Source organism: Salmonella sp. 741265116_PST (genome assembly GCF_046567715.1).
In the GTDB taxonomy this organism is placed as follows: domain Bacteria; phylum Pseudomonadota; class Gammaproteobacteria; order Enterobacterales; family Enterobacteriaceae; genus Salmonella; species Salmonella enterica.
The window spans coordinates 124,157-141,443 of the sequence record NZ_JBKFPH010000007.1; the positions used below are offsets into that span (position 1 = coordinate 124,157).

Here is a 17,287-nt window from a genome sequence, read left to right on the forward strand (position 1 = left end):
AGTCCGCGCTTCAACGATATACTGTCAAAATAATTTTGACAGTAAAGGAGCTCGCCATGCTCAATTTGCAGCGTATGTCGCTGTTTATCGCCGTGGTAGATAGCGGCAGCTTCACGGCGGCGGCGGCCGCATCGGGCCAAACAAAAGCGGTAGTGAGCTTTAATATTCGGCAGCTTGAAAAAGAGCTTGGCGTAACGTTACTGCTACGTTCCACCCGACGATTGACGCTCACAGACGCCGGCGTCCTCTTTTACCAAAAAGGCGTGAATTTACTCAACGCAGCGAAAAATTTGCAGGATGAAGTGCGTGCCAGCCATAGTGGGCTGGGCGGCGAGTTACGTATTACCACTACGCCCGAGTTTGGCGAACAGGTGATCATTCCGGTACTGGCGCAGTTTAGTCAGCGCCATCCCGATCTCCGTATTCGGCATATGTCCTCATCACATCATGCCGATTTAATTGCCGAGCGCTTTGATGTGGCGATTCGGCTTGGCTCGCTGGCCGACTCCCACTATCGCGCCGCGCTGATATCCCGCTTTACCATTCTGCCGGTCGCCGCGCCGCAGTGGCTCGCCCGCCACCCCGTGTCGTCACTGGAGTCGTTGGCCCAGGCGGAATGGATTATTCATGAGCGATTACCTACGCCGCTACGGTGGACAGTAACGAATAATCATGGCCAACACTCACGCCTGGAGATAAGCAAAGCCGGCAAAATTTCTGTCGACAGCGCGCGCTCGCTGATGGCCTTCGCTCTCGCGGGAAGCGGCGTCGCATTACTGCCGCAATGGTTAGTCAACACCGCACTGGAGGATGGAACGTTAATTCACCTGTTACCCGACTATCATTTTCCCCGTCAGGGCATTTATGCCGTTTATCCGGACGCCCGCCATGTATCGACAAAAGTACGCGCATTTATTGATTTTTTACGTTCGCAATGGGATTGCGGGGAGCACGCCCCATCATTGTAGCCAGCCCGGGAGCATTGCGCTCCCGGACGGATAATACCGTCTTAATCCTTAACTACCAGCTTGTCTTTGATCCCCTGCGCCTGCCAACGCACCCACAGCATAATTGCCGCCAGAACGACAATCGGCAGTAACGGATCGAGCCAACTGCCGCCGGAACCGAACAGCAGGTTAATCAGCGCCACGCCGGTGCCGCCAATCGCCCAGGCAATGGTCGTCGGTACAGACCAAACCACCATCTGCTGTTTGACATCAGAGACGCCCATCATGCGGTTAACCACCCAGAACAGGCTATCGTTGAAGTAGCCGAAGAACAGCGACCCCATCGTTGCGGCCTGAGCGGCAAGCAACATATTGATGCCGGGGATCTGCGCCAGGATCGGCGCGGAAATCGAGGCGGCAGTGATCATCGCCACCGTCCCCGATCCCTGAATCAGGCGTACCAGCGTCGCCACGATAAACGGGATCAGGATCGGCGAGATCGGCAGGTTGGCAACCTGCTCCGCCAGCTGTTGCCCCGCGCCGCTGTCGCGCAGGATCGCGCCCAACGCGCCGCCAGCGCCCGTGACCAGTAAGATAATCCCGGCGCTTTGCAAGCCCTCTTCCAGACGCTCTGCGGTGGTATGTTTATCCATGTGCGGCACCAGCGTATACACCGCCAGCAGAACGCTGATGGCCAACGCGATCACTGGACTTCCCACAAAGTTGATTGCCTGTACCACCGGATGCGTCGCCAGGCCGGACCATCCTTCTACAGTGGCGAGGGTGGAACAGATAGCCTTCAGGAAGATCAGCACGATCGGCACCACAATAGGCAGCAGAGAGAGCGTCAGGCTCGGTAGATCCTTTTGCTCTTTCTCTTTATTGTACTGCTCCAGCGCGGCATTGACTTCATCGGCGTTCAGCGTGCGCGGCACGAAATCAGGGTAGCGTTTATCCAGCCACTGCGCATAGAACACAATGCCGATCACACAGGGCACCGCCAGCGCCATCCCGGTCAATAACATTGCGCCGATGTCGACGTTAAAAATCCCGGCTACCCCCAGCGGGCCTGGCGTCGGAGGTACCGTATGGTGAGTGACCACCAGCCCGCCCGCCAGCGCGACGCCCAGCGTCAGTAGCGAACGTTTACCGCTTTTCGCCAGCGCTTTCGCCACCGGATAAAGAATGACAAAAGCGGAATCGACGAAAATGGGGATGCTGACAATATAACCCGTGATTGCCAGCGCCCACTCTTCACGGCGTTTCCCCAGCCATTTGATAAAGCTCCAGGCGATACGCTCCGCCGCGCCGGAAACCTCCAGCAAGCGCCCCATCATTACGCCGAGACCAATCACCAGGCCAATGCTGCCCAGCGTCGTACCGAATCCGCTGGTGATGACAGAGAGCGTTTTATCAATGCCCATTCCCCCCAACAGACCGGCGATACAGGCCGCCGCCAGCATCGCGATCAGCGCATGAACACGGGTGCGTAACACCAGCCATACCAGCACGAAAACGGCAACGATCAGGCCGATAATTGGGGTCGGTAAACTTGTCATGACCTCCCCTCCATATCATCTTGTCGAAAGCGTTCAATAATGTCATCGAAGCGTTTATCGGCGACAAAACCTAACGCCAGCGCACGCTGGTTATCGATACGTCCCGGCCAGGAGGCGACAATTTTCTCGACGCCTTCGTCGCGCTGATGCGTAACCCGATCGCGCGCCGCCTGGCCGCCCGCCTGACGCAACGTTTCCAGCATCTCGCCCACGGTTACGCTGATCCCCGGTAAGTTGATGCTGCTCGCCTCGCCAGGCGCGGGTAACGTTGCGGCCAGCGACAGGTTATGGATCACCGTCGCCGGGCTGGAAATCCACAGCCGCAAACTTTCCGACACCGGGCAGATGGTCGTCTCGCCCTGCAACGGTTCACGAATAATCGCGCTGACAAAAGAAGAAGCGGCGCGGTTTGGTTTACCCGGGCGAACACAGATCGTCGGCAAACGCAGCGCCAGCCCATCCACATAGCCTTTGCGGGTATAATCGTTGACCAACAGTTCACAGGCGGCCTTCTGCGCGCCATAAGATGAGCGCGGCGTGAGCGCGGTGGTATCGGTGACGCATTCCGGCAGCGTACCGCCATAAACGGCAAGCGAGCTGGAGAAGACAAAACGAATTTTCTGCGGTTGTCGACGACACGCCTCAAGTAACTGGCGGGTAAGATCCAGGTTAACTTTCCATCCCAGATCGAAATCGTCTTCCGCATGACTGCTGACAATCGCAGCGAGATGATAAACAACAGAGGTATTAGCGGTAATCACATTCTCCAGCACGCCCGGCTGGGTTAAGTCAGCTTCCAGGCAGCGTAAACGAGGGGAATCTGATAACCGTGCAGGCATTTTTAAATCAACAAGAAGCAGTTCGTTAAACGCCAGCGATGAGTTTAATAAGGCGCTTGCGAGTTTCTGGCCTAAAAAGCCGCCCCCGCCGGTAATGATAATCTGCATCCGGATGTCCTCTTTATTGTTGTGTAGGGTAGTTCAGGGTTAGCGCCAGGCGTTAAACCAGCCAAGCCCGTCCTGAGTGGTATTCCGTGGTTGGTATTCGCAGCCTATCCAGCCGCGATAACCTACGTCATCGAACAGCCGGAACAGCCACGGGTAGTTGATCTCGCCATCATCCGGTTCATGTCTGTCCGGTAGCGAGGCGATTTGTACATGGGCATAGCGGCCCGCGTACTCGCGAATCAGGTGACTCAAATTGCCATCCACTTTTTGCGCATGGAAAGTGTCGAGCTGGATGAACACATTCGGGCGGTCAACCTCTTCTGCGATGCCCAGCGCCTGATATTGGCTGGAAAAGAGGTAGCCGGGTTTAACGCCAGGACTCAGCGCTTCGATCAAAATACGTTTATCGTGGGCGGCAAACCGGTCGGCGGCATAACGCAAATTATCGATAAACGTGGCGCGATAACGTGCGCCATCAGCGCCATCCGGTACTACGCCCGCCATGATGTGAACCTGCTCACATTCCAGCGCCAGAGCGTATTCCAGAGCCAGATCGATATCGGCGCGCGCGTCGTGTTCGCGCCCCGGTAGCGCGGCACGTCCCCACTCGCCCGCCGCGGCATCGCCCGCCGAAGTATTAAACAGCGCCAGCGTCAGATCATGACGCGATAGCTGGGCTTTAATCTCGCTGGCGGCAAAGCCGTAGGGGAACAGAAACTCAACGGCCTGAAAACCGGCTTCGGCAGCGGCGGCAAAACGCTCGATAAACGGCACTTCGGTAAACATCATCGACAAATTGGCGGCAAAACGCGGCATCGGGTTATCTCCTTAACTGCGCAATTTCTTCGGTGGTTAAATAACGAATCGGGCGTTCGCCAAGGATAAAAATCAGCTTTGCCGTCTCTTCCAGCTCCTCGGTATTATTAGCGGCTTCCTGCAAATTCTCCCCGCACACGACCGGCCCATGATTAGCCAGTAAAAAGGCCTGATGCCGGGCCGCCAGCGCAGCCAAATCGCGGGCAATTCGGTCATCCCCCGGGCGATAGTAGGGAACCAGCGGAATATCCCCCATCCGCATCACCACATAGGGGGTAAACGGGCGAATCACATTTTGCGGGTCCAGTCCTTCGAGACAGGAAAGCGCCGTTGACCAGGTGCTGTGCAGATGAACCACGGCCTTGCAGCAAGGGTTATTGCGATACAACGCCAGATGAAAACGCACCTCTTTAGACGGTTTATCGCCGCTGATCCATTCGCCCTGCGGGTCCACTTTGGATAGCCGCTGCGGGTCGAGATTACCCAGACACGAACCGGTGGGCGTCGCCAGAATATTGCCGTCCGGCAGTAACAGCGAGAGGTTGCCTGCCGAGCCGGTAGCATAGCCGCGCTGGAAAAACGAGGCGGCTATCCTGACCATCTCTTCTCGCAAAGCGTGCTCTTCTTTTGCCAGTATCGTCATACCTGAAACTCCCTTTGAGCGCGGATGAAAAAGGATTCATCGCCAAAATTGCCTGACTTTAGCGCCAGCGAGACTGGCGCATGGAGCGCGTTGACCCACGGCACGCCGGGTGAAATGCACGGTCCGATGTGAAAACCGGTAATACCGAGGCTTTGCGTCACCACGCCCGAGGTTTCGCCGCCCGCCACAATAAACCGGGTGATACCGCCTTCCGCTAAGCGAGCGGCCAGCAGGGAAAAGAGCGCCTCTACCGCATGGCTGGCTTCGGTAGCGCCATATTGCTGCTGGATGGCGGCCAGCGCCTGCGTGGAGGCGGTGGCGCTAATCATTGGCGCCAGTTCGCTGTCCTGACTGAGCACCCACTGCGCCAGCGCTTCAGCGTAGGCCCCGCGCGTCTCGGATGACAGGCAGCGCGCCACGTCAACGTCGCGTGTGGGAGCATGTTGTCGATAGAAGGCCACCTGCTGATTCGTCATTTGCGAACAGGAACCGGAAAGCACCACCGCGCGACCGCTCAGCGGATAGCCTGCGGAACGGGCCTGAGACGCGCCGCGCTTCGCCCACTGACGCGCCAACCCCATTGCCAACCCGGAACCGCCGGTCACTAACGGGGCATCACGCAAAACCTCGCCCTGGATTTCCAGATGCCGCTCATTGAGCGCGTCAAGTACTGCGTAGCGATACCCTTCCTGCTGTAAACGCGACAGCGCCGCACGGGTCGCGGCAACGCCTTCATCAAGCGTCTGAGCCGGAATAACGCCGCAGCGTCCTTGCGCCTGCGCTTCCATCAGACGCGGCAGGTAGCTGTCGGTCATCGGATTGATAGGGTGGTGGCGCATACCGGACTCCGCCAGCAAGTTGTTCATGACAAACAGATAGCCCTGATAGACCGTGCGTCCGTTAACCGGCAGCGCGGGAGAAATCACGGTAAATGAGGTATCCAGCGCCACCATCAGCGCATCGGTGACCGGGCCGATATTGCCTTCGGCGGTACTATCGAAAGTCGAGCAATATTTGAAATAGACTTGCTGGCAGCCCTGTTTTTTCAGCCATACCAGCGCCGCCAGTGATTGTTTTATCGCCTCTTGCGCCGGGCATGAGCGGGTTTTCAGGCTGATAACCACCGCGTCGCATCCTTCCGGTTGCGTCCCGGTTGGGACATCATTGATCTGCACTGTCGGCATCCCGTTTTCGACCAGAAAACTGGCGATGTCGGTCGCGCCGGTAAAATCGTCGGCAATGACGCCAATTTTTAACATGACGGCTCCTCAGGCGTGACGCCAGGCAGAGTAATCCCCGAGAAAATTTTGATCACAGCGCTGTCATCCTCTTTGCCATAACCGGCGTTACTGGCGCTGGTGAACATATTTAACGCCGTAGAGGCCAGCGGTAAGGGGAAGCGCAGCGCTTTCGCCGTGTCGGCAACCAGCCCCAAATCTTTGACAAAAATGTCGACGGCCGAACGCGGGGTATAGTCGCCGTCAACGACATGCTGCATACGGTTTTCGAACATCCAGGAGTTTCCGGCGGCATGGGTCACGACGTCATACATCACGTCCAGAGGAATACCGGCCCGCGCGGCCAGCGCCATCGCTTCGGCCGCCGCCGCAATATGCACGCCAGCCAGCAGTTGATGAATGATTTTGACGGTTGAGCCTGCGCCCGGCGTATCGCTGATGCGATAAACGTTGCTGGCAACGGCGTCCAGCACAGGCTTCAGGCGGGTAAACGCCGCCTCGCTCCCGGAGGCCATCACCGTCATTTCGCCCTGCGCCGCTTTTACCGCGCCGCCGGAAACCGGCGCATCCAGCATGTTAAGATTCAATGCCGTCAACGCCACGGCGATCTCTTGCGCGTCGGCGCTTGAGATCGTGGACGAAACCATCACCGCGCTTCCGGGTTTCATCAGATGGGCGACGCCATCCTCACCGAATAACACCTGTCTGACCTGGGCGGCATTGACGACCAGAATGACTAACGCATCCACGACGCCGGCGAACTCCCTGGCGCTGGCGGCAGCCCCACAAGCCCCTTCAGCGAGAAGATTCGCGCACGCTTGCGGGTTAAGATCGGCCCCCCATGTGGAAAGCCCGGTGCGCAGGCATGAACGCGCAGCGCCCATTCCCATTGAGCCAAGCCCCACAATGCCGACATGAAAATCAGTTCCTGTTGTCATTATCACTCCATGTTAATTTACGTGATATTATGTTTTGTTATGTGAATATAGGCGTTTCTGTAAACAATTGCGGTGAGTTGTTTCACAAAAAATAACAAAATGTGTTATTTTTTGTGAAGGCAATCCTCATAGAACTTCACACGCTGTGACGAGAAATCGCGTAAAATCGCGACAGGACTAAAGAAAGGAGCAGACGTTGATACCTACTGAGCGTCGACAAATCATTCTTGATATGGTGGCGGAGAAAGGCATCGTCAGTATCGCTGAACTGACCGAGCGCATGCATGTATCCCACATGACTATCCGCCGTGATTTACAAAAACTGGAGCAGCAAGGCGCGGTAATCCAGGTCTCTGGCGGCGTGCAATCATCGACTCGCGTGGCGCACGAACCCTCGCATCAGATCAAAACCGAACTGGCGACGCCGCAGAAAGCGGCGATTGGCAAACTGGCCGCCAGCCTGGTACAGCCAGAAAGCTGTATCTACCTTGATGCAGGTACTACCACGCTGGCGATTGCCAGGCAGCTGGTTACGATGAATAAACTTACGGTGGTGACCAATGATTTCGTTATCGCCGATTACCTGATGGACAATAGCGATTGCACAATTATTCACACTGGCGGGGCGGTATGCCGGGAAAACCGGTCGTGCGTCGGTGAAGCCGCGGCGACGCTTTTGCGCGGGCTGATGATTGACCAGGCCTTTATTTCCGCCTCTTCCTGGAACGTGCGCGGTATTTCAACGCCGGCAGAAGATAAAGTCACGGTGAAACGGGCCGTCGCCAGCGCCAGCCGCCAAAAAATTCTGGTGTGCGACGCGACCAAATACGGCCAGGTCGCTACATGGCTGGCGTTACCGCTGGCGGAATTCAACCAAATCGTCACCGATGACGGCCTGCCGGAAAGCGCAATTCGGGCGCTGGCTAAAGTGGATATCTCACTGCTGATGGCCAAAAAATAGCGAGGCGGCGCAAGCCGCTTACGTCATCATCTTGCGTACCAGTTGCGTAAACTGTTCGCGTTCTTCAGCGCTCAGTCGCCCCAAAAACTCATCGTCAACGCGATCCCCCAGTGGTATCGCGGCGGCGAGCAACGTTTGGCCCTGAACGGTGAGATAGACAAAACGCCGACGTTTATCCAGCGGATCGTTTTCTCGCTTCACCAGCCCACGATTTTCCATCCGGCTTAACATCTCCGCCAGCGTCGCTTTAGTGCTGACCGCCGCTTCGGTCAGATCGACCTGTTCAATACCCGGATGTTCAGCAATAACGCGCATCACCGCATATTGAGGTTTGGTGAGCTCCGGTAGTTCATGCTGCCAGCGTGCGGTATGTTGCTGAAAAAGTTGGCGTAACAGATGAAACGCGGTGTTTCGTAACTCCATGAGCGCTCCGGATAAATTAACTTTTTCTATCATAACGACTTATGCACGGTTTTTTAATGACGAATGCTTTAGCTAAACGTGCGCAGGCGTCGGGAGCGATCTTGTCGCAAAGGCCGTGTGGGCGTATTTTGATCAAAATGTTCGTATACGAACGATATTTGAGGTAAGAAATGAGATTGATTGTGGGGATGACCGGTGCGACCGGCGCGCCGCTTGGCGTCGAGCTACTCCAGGCATTGCGGGCGATACCTGATGTTGAAACGCATCTGGTAATGTCAAAGTGGGCGAAAACCACTATTGAACTGGAGACGCCCTACACGCCCGCTGAGGTAGCCGCCCTGGCAGATTATTGTCATAGCCCGGCCGATCAGGCGGCGACCATTTCCTCCGGCTCATTTCGTACCGACGGCATGATTATTATCCCTTGCAGTATGAAAACACTGGCGGGGGTTCGCGCCGGCTATGCCGAGGGGCTGGTGGGACGCGCTGCCGATGTCGTGTTGAAAGAGGGTCGCAAGCTGGTGCTTGTGCCGCGGGAAATGCCGCTCAGCACGATTCATCTGGAAAACATGCTAGCGCTTTCTCGTATGGGGGTGGCGATAGTGCCGCCCATGCCCGCGTTCTACAACCTGCCGCAAACCGTTGACGATATTATCCAGCACATCGTAGCGCGCGTTCTCGACCAGTTTGGTCTGGAGCATACGCGCGCGCGTCGCTGGCAAGGACTGCGACAGGCAGCAAATTTTTCACAGGAGAATGGATAATGGCATTTGATGATTTGCGCAGTTTTTTACATGCGCTGGATCAGCAGGGACAACTGCTGAAAATCAGCGAGGAAGTGAATGCGGAGCCGGATCTCGCCGCCGCTGCCAACGCAACGGGACGCATCGGCGATGGCGCGCCCGCGCTGTGGTTTGACAATATTCGTGGTTTTACCGACGCCCGCGTGGCGATGAATACCATCGGTTCCTGGCAGAACCATGCCATCTCACTGGGTTTGCCGCCTAACACGCCGGTTAAAAAACAGATCGATGAATTTATTCGCCGCTGGGACAATTTTCCGGTAGCGCCGGAACGACGGGCGAATCCGGGCTGGGCGGAAAATACCGTCGACGGCGACGCAATCAACCTGTTTGATATCCTGCCGCTGTTTCGTCTGAACGACGGCGACGGCGGATTCTATCTGGATAAAGCCTGTGTGGTATCACGCGATCCGCTCGATCCCGATAACTTCGGCAAGCAGAATGTCGGCATCTACCGCATGGAAGTTAAAGGCAAGCGTAAGCTGGGTCTGCAACCAGTGCCGATGCATGATATCGCATTGCACCTGCACAAAGCCGAAGAGCGCGGGGAAGATCTGCCGATTGCGATCACGCTGGGTAACGATCCGATCATTACCCTGATGGGCGCAACGCCGCTGAAATACGATCAGTCAGAGTATGAAATGGCAGGCGCGCTGCGTGAAAGCCCCTATCCTATCGCCACCGCGCCGCTGACCGGTTTTGATGTACCGTGGGGATCTGAAGTCATTCTTGAAGGGGTCATCGAAAGCCGTAAACGTGAAATTGAAGGACCGTTCGGCGAATTTACCGGCCACTATTCCGGCGGTCGCAACATGACCGTGGTGCGTATCGATAAGGTCTCTTACCGCAGCAAACCCATTTTTGAATCGCTCTATTTAGGTATGCCGTGGACGGAAATCGACTACCTGATGGGGCCGGCGACCTGCGTACCACTGTATCAACAGTTGAAAGCCGAATTTCCGGAAGTGCAGGCGGTAAACGCCATGTACACCCACGGCCTGCTGGCCATCATCTCGACCAAAAAACGCTACGGCGGCTTTGCCCGTGCGGTGGGCCTGCGAGCGATGACGACGCCGCACGGTCTGGGATATGTGAAGATGGTGATCATGGTCGATGAAGATGTCGATCCATTCAATCTGCCACAGGTGATGTGGGCGTTGTCGTCGAAAGTGAATCCGGCAGGCGATCTGGTACAGCTACCGAATATGTCCGTCCTGGAGCTGGACCCAGGCTCAAGCCCGGCGGGGATTACCGACAAGCTGATCATTGACGCCACCACGCCGGTTGCGCCAGATAACCGTGGTCACTATAGCCAGCCGGTTGTTGATTTACCGGAAACTAAAGCCTGGGCTGAAAAGCTGACCGCCATGCTGGCCAACCGTAAATAAGGAGTAACCGATGATTTGTCCACGCTGTGCCGATGCACATATTGAACTCATGGCGACTTCGCCGGTAAAAGGAGTCTGGACGGTATATCAGTGTCAGCATTGTCTGTATACCTGGCGCGATACCGAACCGTTACGCCGTACCAGCCGCGAACACTATCCACAAGCGTTTCGCATGACGCAAAAAGATATTGATGACGCGCCAATGGTGCCGAGTATCCCGCCGCTGCTGGCAGAAGACAAACGGTAAAAAAAAGGCCAGTCTGTCGACTGGCTTTTTTTTGACAAGAGTACTTACTCGCGGAACAGCGCTTCGATATTCAGCCCCTGCGTCTGCAGAATTTCGCGCAGACGGCGCAGGCCTTCAACCTGAATCTGACGAACACGTTCACGCGTAAGACCGATTTCACGGCCTACATCTTCCAGTGTCGCAGCTTCATATCCCAGCAGACCGAAACGGCGCGCCAGCACTTCACGCTGTTTGGCGTTCAGTTCGAACAACCATTTGACGATGCTCTGTTTCATATCGTCATCTTGCGTGGTGTCTTCCGGACCGTTCTCTTTTTCATCGGCCAGGATGTCCAGCAACGCTTTTTCGGAATCACCGCCCAGCGGGGTGTCTACCGAGGTAATGCGCTCGTTGAGACGAAGCATACGGCTGACGTCATCAACCGGTTTATCCAGTTGCTCTGCAATTTCTTCCGCACTCGGTTCGTGGTCCAGTTTATGCGACAACTCACGTGCGGTGCGCAGGTAGACGTTCAGCTCTTTAACAATGTGAATCGGCAAGCGAATCGTACGGGTTTGGTTCATAATCGCCCGTTCGATTGTCTGGCGAATCCACCAGGTTGCGTATGTTGAGAAGCGGAACCCGCGTTCCGGGTCAAACTTCTCGACTGCACGGATAAGCCCCAGGTTGCCCTCTTCAATCAGGTCCAGCAACGCCAGTCCACGATTGCCATAACGGCGGGCAATTTTTACCACCAGACGCAGGTTACTCTCAATCATGCGACGGCGAGAAGCGACATCCCCACGCAGTGCGCGACGCGCAAAATAGACTTCTTCTTCGGCTGTTAACAGTGGTGAATACCCAATCTCACCAAGGTAAAGCTGAGTCGCGTCCAACACACGCTGTGTGGCCCCTTGCGATAACAGCTCTTCTTCAGCCAGGTCGTTATCACTGGGTTCCTCTTCACTCAAGGCTTTTTCGTCAAAAGCCTCTACTCCGTTCTCATCAAATTCCGCGTCTTCATTTAAATCATGAACTTTCAGCGTATTCTGACTCATAAGGTGGCTCCTACCCGTGATCCCTTGACGGAACTAGCAAGTCAAAGCCTGGTTCCGCCGCTTTATCGCTGCGGTAAATAACGCAGCGGGTTTACGGATTTCCCCTTGTAACGAATTTCAAAATGCAAGCGTGTAGAGCTGGTGCCGGTGCTACCCATAGTAGCGATTTTTTGCCCCGCCTTAACTTCCTGTTGTTCCCGGACCAGCATCGTATCATTATGGGCGTAGGCACTCAGGTAATCATCGTTATGTTTGATGATAATAAGATTACCGTAACCACGCAGCGCGTTACCGGCATATACGACGCGCCCATTAGCGGTTGCGACGATAGCCTGTCCCTTACTGCCTGCAATGTCGATCCCTTTATTGCCCCCTTCGGAAGCGCCAAAGTTTTCGATCACTTTGCCATCCGTCGGCCAGCGCCATGCGGAAATCGGCGCGCTGGTTGACGTACTGCTTGCATTTGGTTCGGTCGTGCTTACCGTTGGTGCCGTTACAGGCGCTGTGACAACCGTCCCAGCAGGCTTGTTATTTGGCAACATTTTGTTAGCACTTTGTTCACCTGAGCCCTCAGAATACGTAATTGTTGGTTGAGACGCAACTGCAACGGTGGAATTTTGTGCAGGCCTGGTCACAACTCCTTGCTGTGCTGCATCCGCCTGGGTGATCGCATTTCCGCCAGTAATTGGCGTACCGGATGCGTTACCAACTTGCAAAGTTTGCCCTACATTCAGGCTATACGGGGCAGAAATACTGTTTCTCTGGGCCAGATCGCGGAAATCGTTCCCGGTAATCCAGGCGATGTAAAAAAGCGTATCACCCTTTTTCACGGTGTAAGTACTGCCACCCGCATAACTACCTTTCGGAATATTCCCATACTGGCGATTGTATACAATTCGCCCATTTTCCATCTGCACGGGCTGTTCCGCGACCGGTTGAGTTTGCATGGGCTGCGTTACAGGACGCTGAACGGGTTGAATTTGCGGCGCTTGTTGCGGCGTTTGTTGCGTCGTCGTGCCCATTTTTGGCGGCGGTGTGATCAACATCCCGGAATTGGTATTTGATGACGAACCACTGTCCACAGACGTGACCGGCGCCGGAGGGTTTGACGAACTGGTACAACCTGCCAGCCATAGTGAAACCAGTGATAGTGCCGCAATGCGACTAACGGTGAATTTTGGGCTTCCCGCGCTCATTTATCCCCCAGGAAAAAATTTGGTTAACAACCAGTGACGTAAGAACCGTGCAACGCATTAAGTGAACACGGGAAAATGTGTTCACGATACGCTTAACCCACCGGGAATAACCAGGAAAACTCCAGGTATTCGTTTCGGCTTCATCAGGCGTAATAGTGGGTGTTTGCAGGGCAAACTAGGCCAGCTCTCCCTTGACTAACGGGACGAAGCGAACGGCCTCCACGGTATCGATAATAAATTCGCCGCCCCGGCGACGCACGCGTTTCAAAAACTGCTGCTCATCGCCCACGGGCAGAACAAGAATGCCGCCTTCATCCAACTGTGCCATGAGCGCGGTAGGAATTTCCGGCGGCGCGGCCGTCACAATGATAGCGTCAAACGGCGCACGCGCCTGCCAGCCTTGCCAGCCATCGCCATGACGGGTAGAAACATTATGTAAATCGAGCTGCTTCAGGCGGCGGCGCGCCTGCCATTGCAGCCCCTTAATCCGCTCAACGGAGCAAACGTGATGCACCAGATGCGCCAGAATCGCCGTCTGATAGCCGGAACCGGTGCCAATTTCCAGCACCCTGGATTGCGGCGTCAGTTCGAGCAGTTCCGTCATTCGCGCCACCATATAGGGCTGCGAAATCGTCTGACCCTGGCCTATCGGCAAAGCGATATTTTCCCAGGCCTTATGTTCAAACGCTTCATCAATAAATTTCTCGCGCGGCACTGCGGCAAGCGCATTAAGCACCAGCTCATCTCTGATGCCCTGCGCGCGCAATTGTTCAAGAAGAGCCTGTACACGTCCACTTACCATTGCGTGCCAACTCCCACGCTGTCTAACCAGTCTGAAACCACATCATGCGCGCTGTGCGCGGTTAAATCCACATGCAACGGCGTGACGGAGACGTAGCCTTCATCCACCGCCGCGAAATCGGTATCCGGCCCGGCATCGTATTTATCGCCCGGCGGGCCAATCCAGTACAATGTATTACCGCGCGGATCTTCCTGCGGGATCACTTTATCCGCTGGATGGCGGCTACCGCAGCGAGTCACGCGGATGCCTTTAACCTGCGCTAACGGTAGATCCGGGACATTCACGTTGAGAATACGCCCGGTACGCAACGGCTCCCGGCTTAACCCTCGCAAAAGCGCGCAAGTCACGGCTGCAGCCGTATCATAATGCTGATAGCCGTTAAGGGAGACCGCTAATGCCGGAAAGCCGAGATGACGACCTTCCATCGCCGCGGCGACAGTACCGGAATAGATCACATCATCGCCCAGATTCGGACCCGCGTTAATACCGGAAACGACAATATCCGGACGCGGACGCATTAAGGCATTAACGCCCAGATAGACGCAATCGGTCGGCGTCCCCATCTGTACGGCGATATCGCCATTATCAAAGGTAAAAGTACGAAGCGAAGATTCCAGCGTGAGGGAATTAGACGCGCCGCTGCGGTTACGATCCGGGGCTACGACCTGTACATCAGCAAACTCACGCAGCGCTTTCGCCAGCGTTTGTATACCGGGCGCGTGAACCCCGTCATCGTTACTCAGCAATATGCGCATAATCACCCATTGTGTTGATCAGTTCCCTTACTACGCTGGTGGCAAAACTGCCTGCGGGCAGCCAGAAACGTAACTCGACGGTCACGTCATCCCACCAGTTCCAGCTTAATTGTTGCGGATAAAGCAGCATCGCTCTGCGCGACGCCTCTACTTTTTCGCGCAGCAACAGCGATTGCAACACCGTTTCCTGGGCAATGGCATCTTGCTCAAACGCCAGCGCCGCACGCTGTGTTCCCCACTCTCCGCTGCCCGGCAACGACGCTGTAATCATCAGCTCTTTTTCGTCTACCCGGCGCTGCAATTCAGGCAGTTCTTCAGATGTCGCGACGAACCAGCTTCCACGCCCCGCTAATTGTAGCGCATCGCCGTCAACAACTTGATTAAAGTCTGGTTTCTTCAGCCGCTGGTGAACAATTTGATTAAACAACGCGCTACGTGCCGCCGACAACCAAAAACTGCGTTTATTGCGATCGCGCACCGGCGCGTTACTTTGCGCCCAGCGCAGCGCGCCCTGCAAGTTGCTGCCGCCAATGCCGAATCGCTGTGCGCCAAAATAGTTCGGCACGCCGCCATCGCGAATCGCCTGCAATCGTGTTTCGACATCGCGGCGATCGCTTATTTCACGCAACACCAGCGTAAAGGCATTGCCTTTCAGCGCGCCTAAACGCAGCTTACGCTTGTGACGCGCGTATTCCAGCACTTTACAACCTTCCAACTGAAAGGCGCTGAAATCGGGCATCTCTTTCCCCGGCACGCGCGCGCACAGCCACTGCTCGGTAACGGCGTGTTTATCTTTTTGCCCGGCAAAGCTCACTTCGCGAGCGTGAATTTTCAGGAATTTCGCCAGCGCGTCAGCGACAAAACGGGTATTGCAACCGTTTTTCAAAATACGCAGCAGAATGTGCTCACCTTCACCATCTGGCGTAAAACCTAAATCTTCAACCACCACAAAATCTTCCGGATTCGCTTTCAGCAAGCCGCTACCTTGTGGTTTTCCGTGCAGCCAGGTGAGATTGTCAAACTCTGTCATTTCGCCGCCTTCATCAGCAACGCGACCGCTTCGCAGGCAATGCCTTCTCCGCGTCCGGTAAATCCGAGCTTTTCCGTCGTCGTCGCCTTCACGTTAACGTCATCCATATGGCAGCCGAGATCTTCGGCGATAAAGACGCGCATTTGCGGAATATGCGGCAGCATTTTCGGCGCCTGCGCAATAATGGTGACATCCACATTGCCGAGGGTGTACCCCTTCGCCTGAATACGACGCCAGGCTTCACGCAGCAGTTCGCGGCTATCCGCTCCCTTAAATGCCGGATCGGTATCCGGGAAGAGCTTGCCGATATCGCCAAGCGCCGCCGCGCCCAGCAGCGCATCGGTCAGCGCATGTAACGCCACATCGCCATCGGAATGCGCCAATAGCCCTTTTTCATAAGGGATACGCACGCCGCCAATAATAATCGGCCCTTCTCCGCCAAACGCGTGTACGTCAAAACCGTGTCCAATTCGCATTATGCTTTCTCCTGGTGGATGGTTCGGGTCAGATAAAATTCCGCCAGCGCCAGATCTTCCGGACGGGTGACCTTGATGTTATCCGCGCGACCTTCTACCAGCGCCGGATGAAAACCACAATACTCCAGCGCTGACGCTTCGTCGGTGATGGTCGCGCCTTCATTCAGCGCACGCGTCAGACAATCGTGCAAGAGTTCGCGGGGGAAAAACTGCGGGGTGAGCGCGTGCCATAAATCGGCGCGCTCTACGGTATGGGCAATAGCGTTTTTCCCTGGTTCGCCGCGTTTCATGGTGTCGCGCACCGGACTGGCGAGGATACCGCCGACCCGGCTGTTTTCGCTGATGGTCAGCAACCGCGCAAGGTCATCCTGATGCAAACAGGGTCTTGCCGCGTCGTGCACCAGCACCCACTGCGCCTTTGCAACGGCCTGTAACCCGGCCAAAACGGAATCAGCGCGTTCGTTGCCGCCATCCACAACGGTGATTTGCGGATGATTCGCCAGCGGAAGTTGGGCAAAGCGATGATCGCCAGGGCTGATAGCAATAACAACACGTGTCACCCGAGGATGCGCCAGCAGCGCATGAACTGAGTGCTCCAGAATGGTTTTATTACCGATTGAGAGATACTGCTTAGGACATTCTGTTTGCATTCGGCGGCCAAATCCGGCCGCCGGCACCACGGCGCAAACGTCCAATAAAGTGGCTGCCATGTTAAATCCCTGGATGGTTTATCGATGAGTTTGCCCCGCCGTTGCCGCGCGTTTTGAGGCGTCAGGCACCAGACGATAGAAGGTTTCGCCAGGTTTCGTCATGCTAAGTTCATTGCGCGCGCGCTCCTCTATCGCTTCCTGGCCGCCATTGAGATCGTCAATTTCGGCAAAAAGCTGATCGTTACGCGCTTTAAGTTTGGCGTTTGTCGCCTGCTGCGCGACCACATCATCGTTGACGCGGCTATAGTCATGTATGCCGTTCTTACCGAACCACAGCGAGTACTGTAGCCAGACCAGTAAAGCCAGCAACAGCAGCGTTAGTTTACCCATCCTGCCCCCTGAAAAACGGCATCATCATCCCATAACGTCCT

At 55.7% G+C, this 17,287-nt stretch carries 21 protein-coding genes; 6 read left to right on the forward strand and 15 right to left on the reverse strand.

Translation table 11 applies throughout. The features are described from left to right. Positions 1-35 precede the first annotated feature (35 nt). Positions 36-968 (forward strand): LysR substrate-binding domain-containing protein, encoded by a 933-nt coding sequence (locus ACLD11_RS07345; RefSeq protein ID WP_411011715.1) that lies wholly within the window; start codon positions 36-38, stop codon positions 966-968. A gap of 41 nt (positions 969-1,009) precedes the next feature. On the opposite strand, the gene ACLD11_RS07350 is transcribed toward ACLD11_RS07345, so the two are convergent. Genes ACLD11_RS07350 through ltnD form a run of 6 tightly spaced genes read right to left on the reverse strand, consistent with a single transcriptional unit; the run spans position 1,010 to position 7,088 of the window. Beyond that, on the reverse strand, positions 1,010-2,506 hold the full coding sequence (locus ACLD11_RS07350) for a GntP family permease (RefSeq protein WP_079972858.1): 1,497 nt from the start codon (positions 2,504-2,506) through the stop codon (positions 1,010-1,012). Next, positions 2,503-3,453, reverse strand: a complete 951-nt coding sequence (denD, locus tag ACLD11_RS07355) for a D-erythronate dehydrogenase (RefSeq protein WP_001165727.1) — start codon at positions 3,451-3,453, stop codon at positions 2,503-2,505. The genes ACLD11_RS07350 and denD overlap by 4 nt, the downstream gene beginning before the upstream one ends. Before the next feature lie 39 nt (positions 3,454-3,492). Then, positions 3,493-4,269 (reverse strand): HPr family phosphocarrier protein, encoded by a 777-nt coding sequence (locus tag ACLD11_RS07360; protein ID WP_079944910.1) that lies wholly within the window; start codon positions 4,267-4,269, stop codon positions 3,493-3,495. A 4-nt stretch (positions 4,270-4,273) separates the two neighbouring features. Further along, complete coding sequence (locus ACLD11_RS07365; protein WP_392480676.1) at positions 4,274-4,912, reverse strand: aldolase; 639 nt, start codon at positions 4,910-4,912, stop codon at positions 4,274-4,276. Further along, positions 4,909-6,171: a 3-oxo-tetronate kinase gene (otnK, locus tag ACLD11_RS07370; protein ID WP_411014730.1), complete on the reverse strand. Its 1,263-nt coding sequence runs from the start codon at positions 6,169-6,171 to the stop codon at positions 4,909-4,911. Before otnK ends, ACLD11_RS07365 begins: the two co-directional genes overlap by 4 nt. Further along, positions 6,165-7,088, reverse strand: a complete 924-nt coding sequence (ltnD, locus tag ACLD11_RS07375; RefSeq protein ID WP_411014731.1) for an L-threonate dehydrogenase — start codon at positions 7,086-7,088, stop codon at positions 6,165-6,167. The genes otnK and ltnD overlap by 7 nt, the downstream gene beginning before the upstream one ends. A 196-nt stretch (positions 7,089-7,284) precedes the next feature. On the opposite strand from ltnD, the gene ygbI reads away from it, so the two are divergent. Then, positions 7,285-8,049 (forward strand): DNA-binding transcriptional repressor YgbI, encoded by a 765-nt coding sequence (gene ygbI, locus ACLD11_RS07380; RefSeq protein WP_411011713.1) that lies wholly within the window; start codon positions 7,285-7,287, stop codon positions 8,047-8,049. Between the two features lie 18 nt (positions 8,050-8,067). On the opposite strand, the gene ACLD11_RS07385 is transcribed toward ygbI, so the two are convergent. Then, positions 8,068-8,472, reverse strand: coding sequence for a MarR family winged helix-turn-helix transcriptional regulator (locus ACLD11_RS07385; RefSeq protein ID WP_000423338.1), 405 nt, complete (start codon positions 8,470-8,472; stop codon positions 8,068-8,070). 170 nt (positions 8,473-8,642) lie between these two features. Here ACLD11_RS07385 and ACLD11_RS07390 point away from each other — a divergent pair, with 170 nt between their 5' ends. The 3 genes from ACLD11_RS07390 to ACLD11_RS07400 are packed head-to-tail and all read left to right on the forward strand — an operon-like array spanning position 8,643 to position 10,910. Next, on the forward strand, positions 8,643-9,236 hold the full coding sequence (locus tag ACLD11_RS07390) for a non-oxidative hydroxyarylic acid decarboxylases subunit B (protein WP_001237180.1): 594 nt from the start codon (positions 8,643-8,645) through the stop codon (positions 9,234-9,236). Next, positions 9,236-10,663 carry a non-oxidative hydroxyarylic acid decarboxylases subunit C gene (locus ACLD11_RS07395; RefSeq protein WP_000863168.1) on the forward strand — a complete coding sequence of 476 codons (1,428 nt, stop codon included), beginning with the start codon at positions 9,236-9,238 and terminating at the stop codon, positions 10,661-10,663. The genes ACLD11_RS07390 and ACLD11_RS07395 overlap by 1 nt, the downstream gene beginning before the upstream one ends. A gap of 10 nt (positions 10,664-10,673) precedes the next feature. Beyond that, positions 10,674-10,910 (forward strand): non-oxidative hydroxyarylic acid decarboxylases subunit D, encoded by a 237-nt coding sequence (locus ACLD11_RS07400; RefSeq protein ID WP_000562964.1) that lies wholly within the window; start codon positions 10,674-10,676, stop codon positions 10,908-10,910. Positions 10,911-10,954: 44 nt separating this feature from the next. Here ACLD11_RS07400 and rpoS read toward each other — a convergent pair whose 3' ends face one another. Beyond that, the gene (rpoS, locus tag ACLD11_RS07405; protein ID WP_000081498.1) at positions 10,955-11,947 is read right to left on the reverse strand and encodes an RNA polymerase sigma factor RpoS; all 993 of its coding nucleotides are present in this window, start codon (positions 11,945-11,947) and stop codon (positions 10,955-10,957) included. A 62-nt stretch (positions 11,948-12,009) separates the two neighbouring features. After that, positions 12,010-13,092 (reverse strand): murein hydrolase activator NlpD, encoded by a 1,083-nt coding sequence (gene nlpD, locus ACLD11_RS07410; RefSeq protein ID WP_411011745.1) that lies wholly within the window; start codon positions 13,090-13,092, stop codon positions 12,010-12,012. Between nlpD and ACLD11_RS07415 the strand changes: the two genes are divergently transcribed. Then, a complete protein-coding gene (locus tag ACLD11_RS07415) occupies positions 13,022-13,180 on the forward strand; it encodes a peptidase (protein ID WP_223148970.1) in 159 nt (52 codons plus the stop codon). The two genes, nlpD and ACLD11_RS07415, sit on opposite strands and share 71 nt — an antisense overlap. A 138-nt stretch (positions 13,181-13,318) precedes the next feature. Here ACLD11_RS07415 and ACLD11_RS07420 read toward each other — a convergent pair whose 3' ends face one another. From ACLD11_RS07420 to ftsB, 6 genes are read right to left on the reverse strand one after another with little or no spacing between them, the layout of a single operon-like run. After that, the gene (locus ACLD11_RS07420) at positions 13,319-13,945 is read right to left on the reverse strand and encodes a protein-L-isoaspartate(D-aspartate) O-methyltransferase (RefSeq protein WP_000253542.1); all 627 of its coding nucleotides are present in this window, start codon (positions 13,943-13,945) and stop codon (positions 13,319-13,321) included. Then, positions 13,939-14,700, reverse strand: a complete 762-nt coding sequence (gene surE / locus ACLD11_RS07425) for a 5'/3'-nucleotidase SurE (protein WP_001221538.1) — start codon at positions 14,698-14,700, stop codon at positions 13,939-13,941. Before surE ends, ACLD11_RS07420 begins: the two co-directional genes overlap by 7 nt. Beyond that, on the reverse strand, positions 14,681-15,730 hold the full coding sequence (truD, locus tag ACLD11_RS07430) for a tRNA pseudouridine(13) synthase TruD (protein WP_000134246.1): 1,050 nt from the start codon (positions 15,728-15,730) through the stop codon (positions 14,681-14,683). The genes surE and truD overlap by 20 nt, the downstream gene beginning before the upstream one ends. After that, positions 15,727-16,206: a 2-C-methyl-D-erythritol 2,4-cyclodiphosphate synthase gene (ispF, locus tag ACLD11_RS07435; protein ID WP_001219244.1), complete on the reverse strand. Its 480-nt coding sequence runs from the start codon at positions 16,204-16,206 to the stop codon at positions 15,727-15,729. The genes truD and ispF overlap by 4 nt, the downstream gene beginning before the upstream one ends. Further along, positions 16,206-16,916 (reverse strand): 2-C-methyl-D-erythritol 4-phosphate cytidylyltransferase, encoded by a 711-nt coding sequence (gene ispD, locus ACLD11_RS07440; protein ID WP_000741653.1) that lies wholly within the window; start codon positions 16,914-16,916, stop codon positions 16,206-16,208. The genes ispF and ispD overlap by 1 nt, the downstream gene beginning before the upstream one ends. Positions 16,917-16,934: 18 nt before the next feature. Then, positions 16,935-17,246, reverse strand: coding sequence for a cell division protein FtsB (ftsB, locus tag ACLD11_RS07445; RefSeq protein WP_000517480.1), 312 nt, complete (start codon positions 17,244-17,246; stop codon positions 16,935-16,937). Positions 17,247-17,287: the final 41 nt, after the last annotated feature.

What these genes read in the sequence shown, in the direction of transcription:
- ACLD11_RS07350 (WP_079972858.1), bottom strand. Translation starts at nt 2,506, where the DNA reads ATGACAAGTTTACCGACCCCAATTATCGGCCTGATCGTTGCCGTTTTC.
- denD (WP_001165727.1), bottom strand. Translation starts at nt 3,453, where the DNA reads ATGCAGATTATCATTACCGGCGGGGGCGGCTTTTTAGGCCAGAAACTC.
- ACLD11_RS07360 (WP_079944910.1), bottom strand. Translation starts at nt 4,269, where the DNA reads ATGCCGCGTTTTGCCGCCAATTTGTCGATGATGTTTACCGAAGTGCCG.
- ACLD11_RS07365 (WP_392480676.1), bottom strand. Translation starts at nt 4,912, where the DNA reads ATGACGATACTGGCAAAAGAAGAGCACGCTTTGCGAGAAGAGATGGTC.
- otnK (WP_411014730.1), bottom strand. Translation starts at nt 6,171, where the DNA reads ATGTTAAAAATTGGCGTCATTGCCGACGATTTTACCGGCGCGACCGAC.
- ltnD (WP_411014731.1), bottom strand. Translation starts at nt 7,088, where the DNA reads ATGACAACAGGAACTGATTTTCATGTCGGCATTGTGGGGCTTGGCTCA.
- ACLD11_RS07385 (WP_000423338.1), bottom strand. Translation starts at nt 8,472, where the DNA reads ATGGAGTTACGAAACACCGCGTTTCATCTGTTACGCCAACTTTTTCAG.
- ACLD11_RS07390 (WP_001237180.1), top strand. Translation starts at nt 8,643, where the DNA reads ATGAGATTGATTGTGGGGATGACCGGTGCGACCGGCGCGCCGCTTGGC.
- ACLD11_RS07395 (WP_000863168.1), top strand. Translation starts at nt 9,236, where the DNA reads ATGGCATTTGATGATTTGCGCAGTTTTTTACATGCGCTGGATCAGCAG.
- ACLD11_RS07400 (WP_000562964.1), top strand. Translation starts at nt 10,674, where the DNA reads ATGATTTGTCCACGCTGTGCCGATGCACATATTGAACTCATGGCGACT.
- rpoS (WP_000081498.1), bottom strand. Translation starts at nt 11,947, where the DNA reads ATGAGTCAGAATACGCTGAAAGTTCATGATTTAAATGAAGACGCGGAA.
- ACLD11_RS07420 (WP_000253542.1), bottom strand. Translation starts at nt 13,945, where the DNA reads ATGGTAAGTGGACGTGTACAGGCTCTTCTTGAACAATTGCGCGCGCAG.
- surE (WP_001221538.1), bottom strand. Translation starts at nt 14,700, where the DNA reads ATGCGCATATTGCTGAGTAACGATGACGGGGTTCACGCGCCCGGTATA.
- truD (WP_000134246.1), bottom strand. Translation starts at nt 15,730, where the DNA reads ATGACAGAGTTTGACAATCTCACCTGGCTGCACGGAAAACCACAAGGT.
- ispF (WP_001219244.1), bottom strand. Translation starts at nt 16,206, where the DNA reads ATGCGAATTGGACACGGTTTTGACGTACACGCGTTTGGCGGAGAAGGG.
- ispD (WP_000741653.1), bottom strand. Translation starts at nt 16,916, where the DNA reads ATGGCAGCCACTTTATTGGACGTTTGCGCCGTGGTGCCGGCGGCCGGA.
- ftsB (WP_000517480.1), bottom strand. Translation starts at nt 17,246, where the DNA reads ATGGGTAAACTAACGCTGCTGTTGCTGGCTTTACTGGTCTGGCTACAG.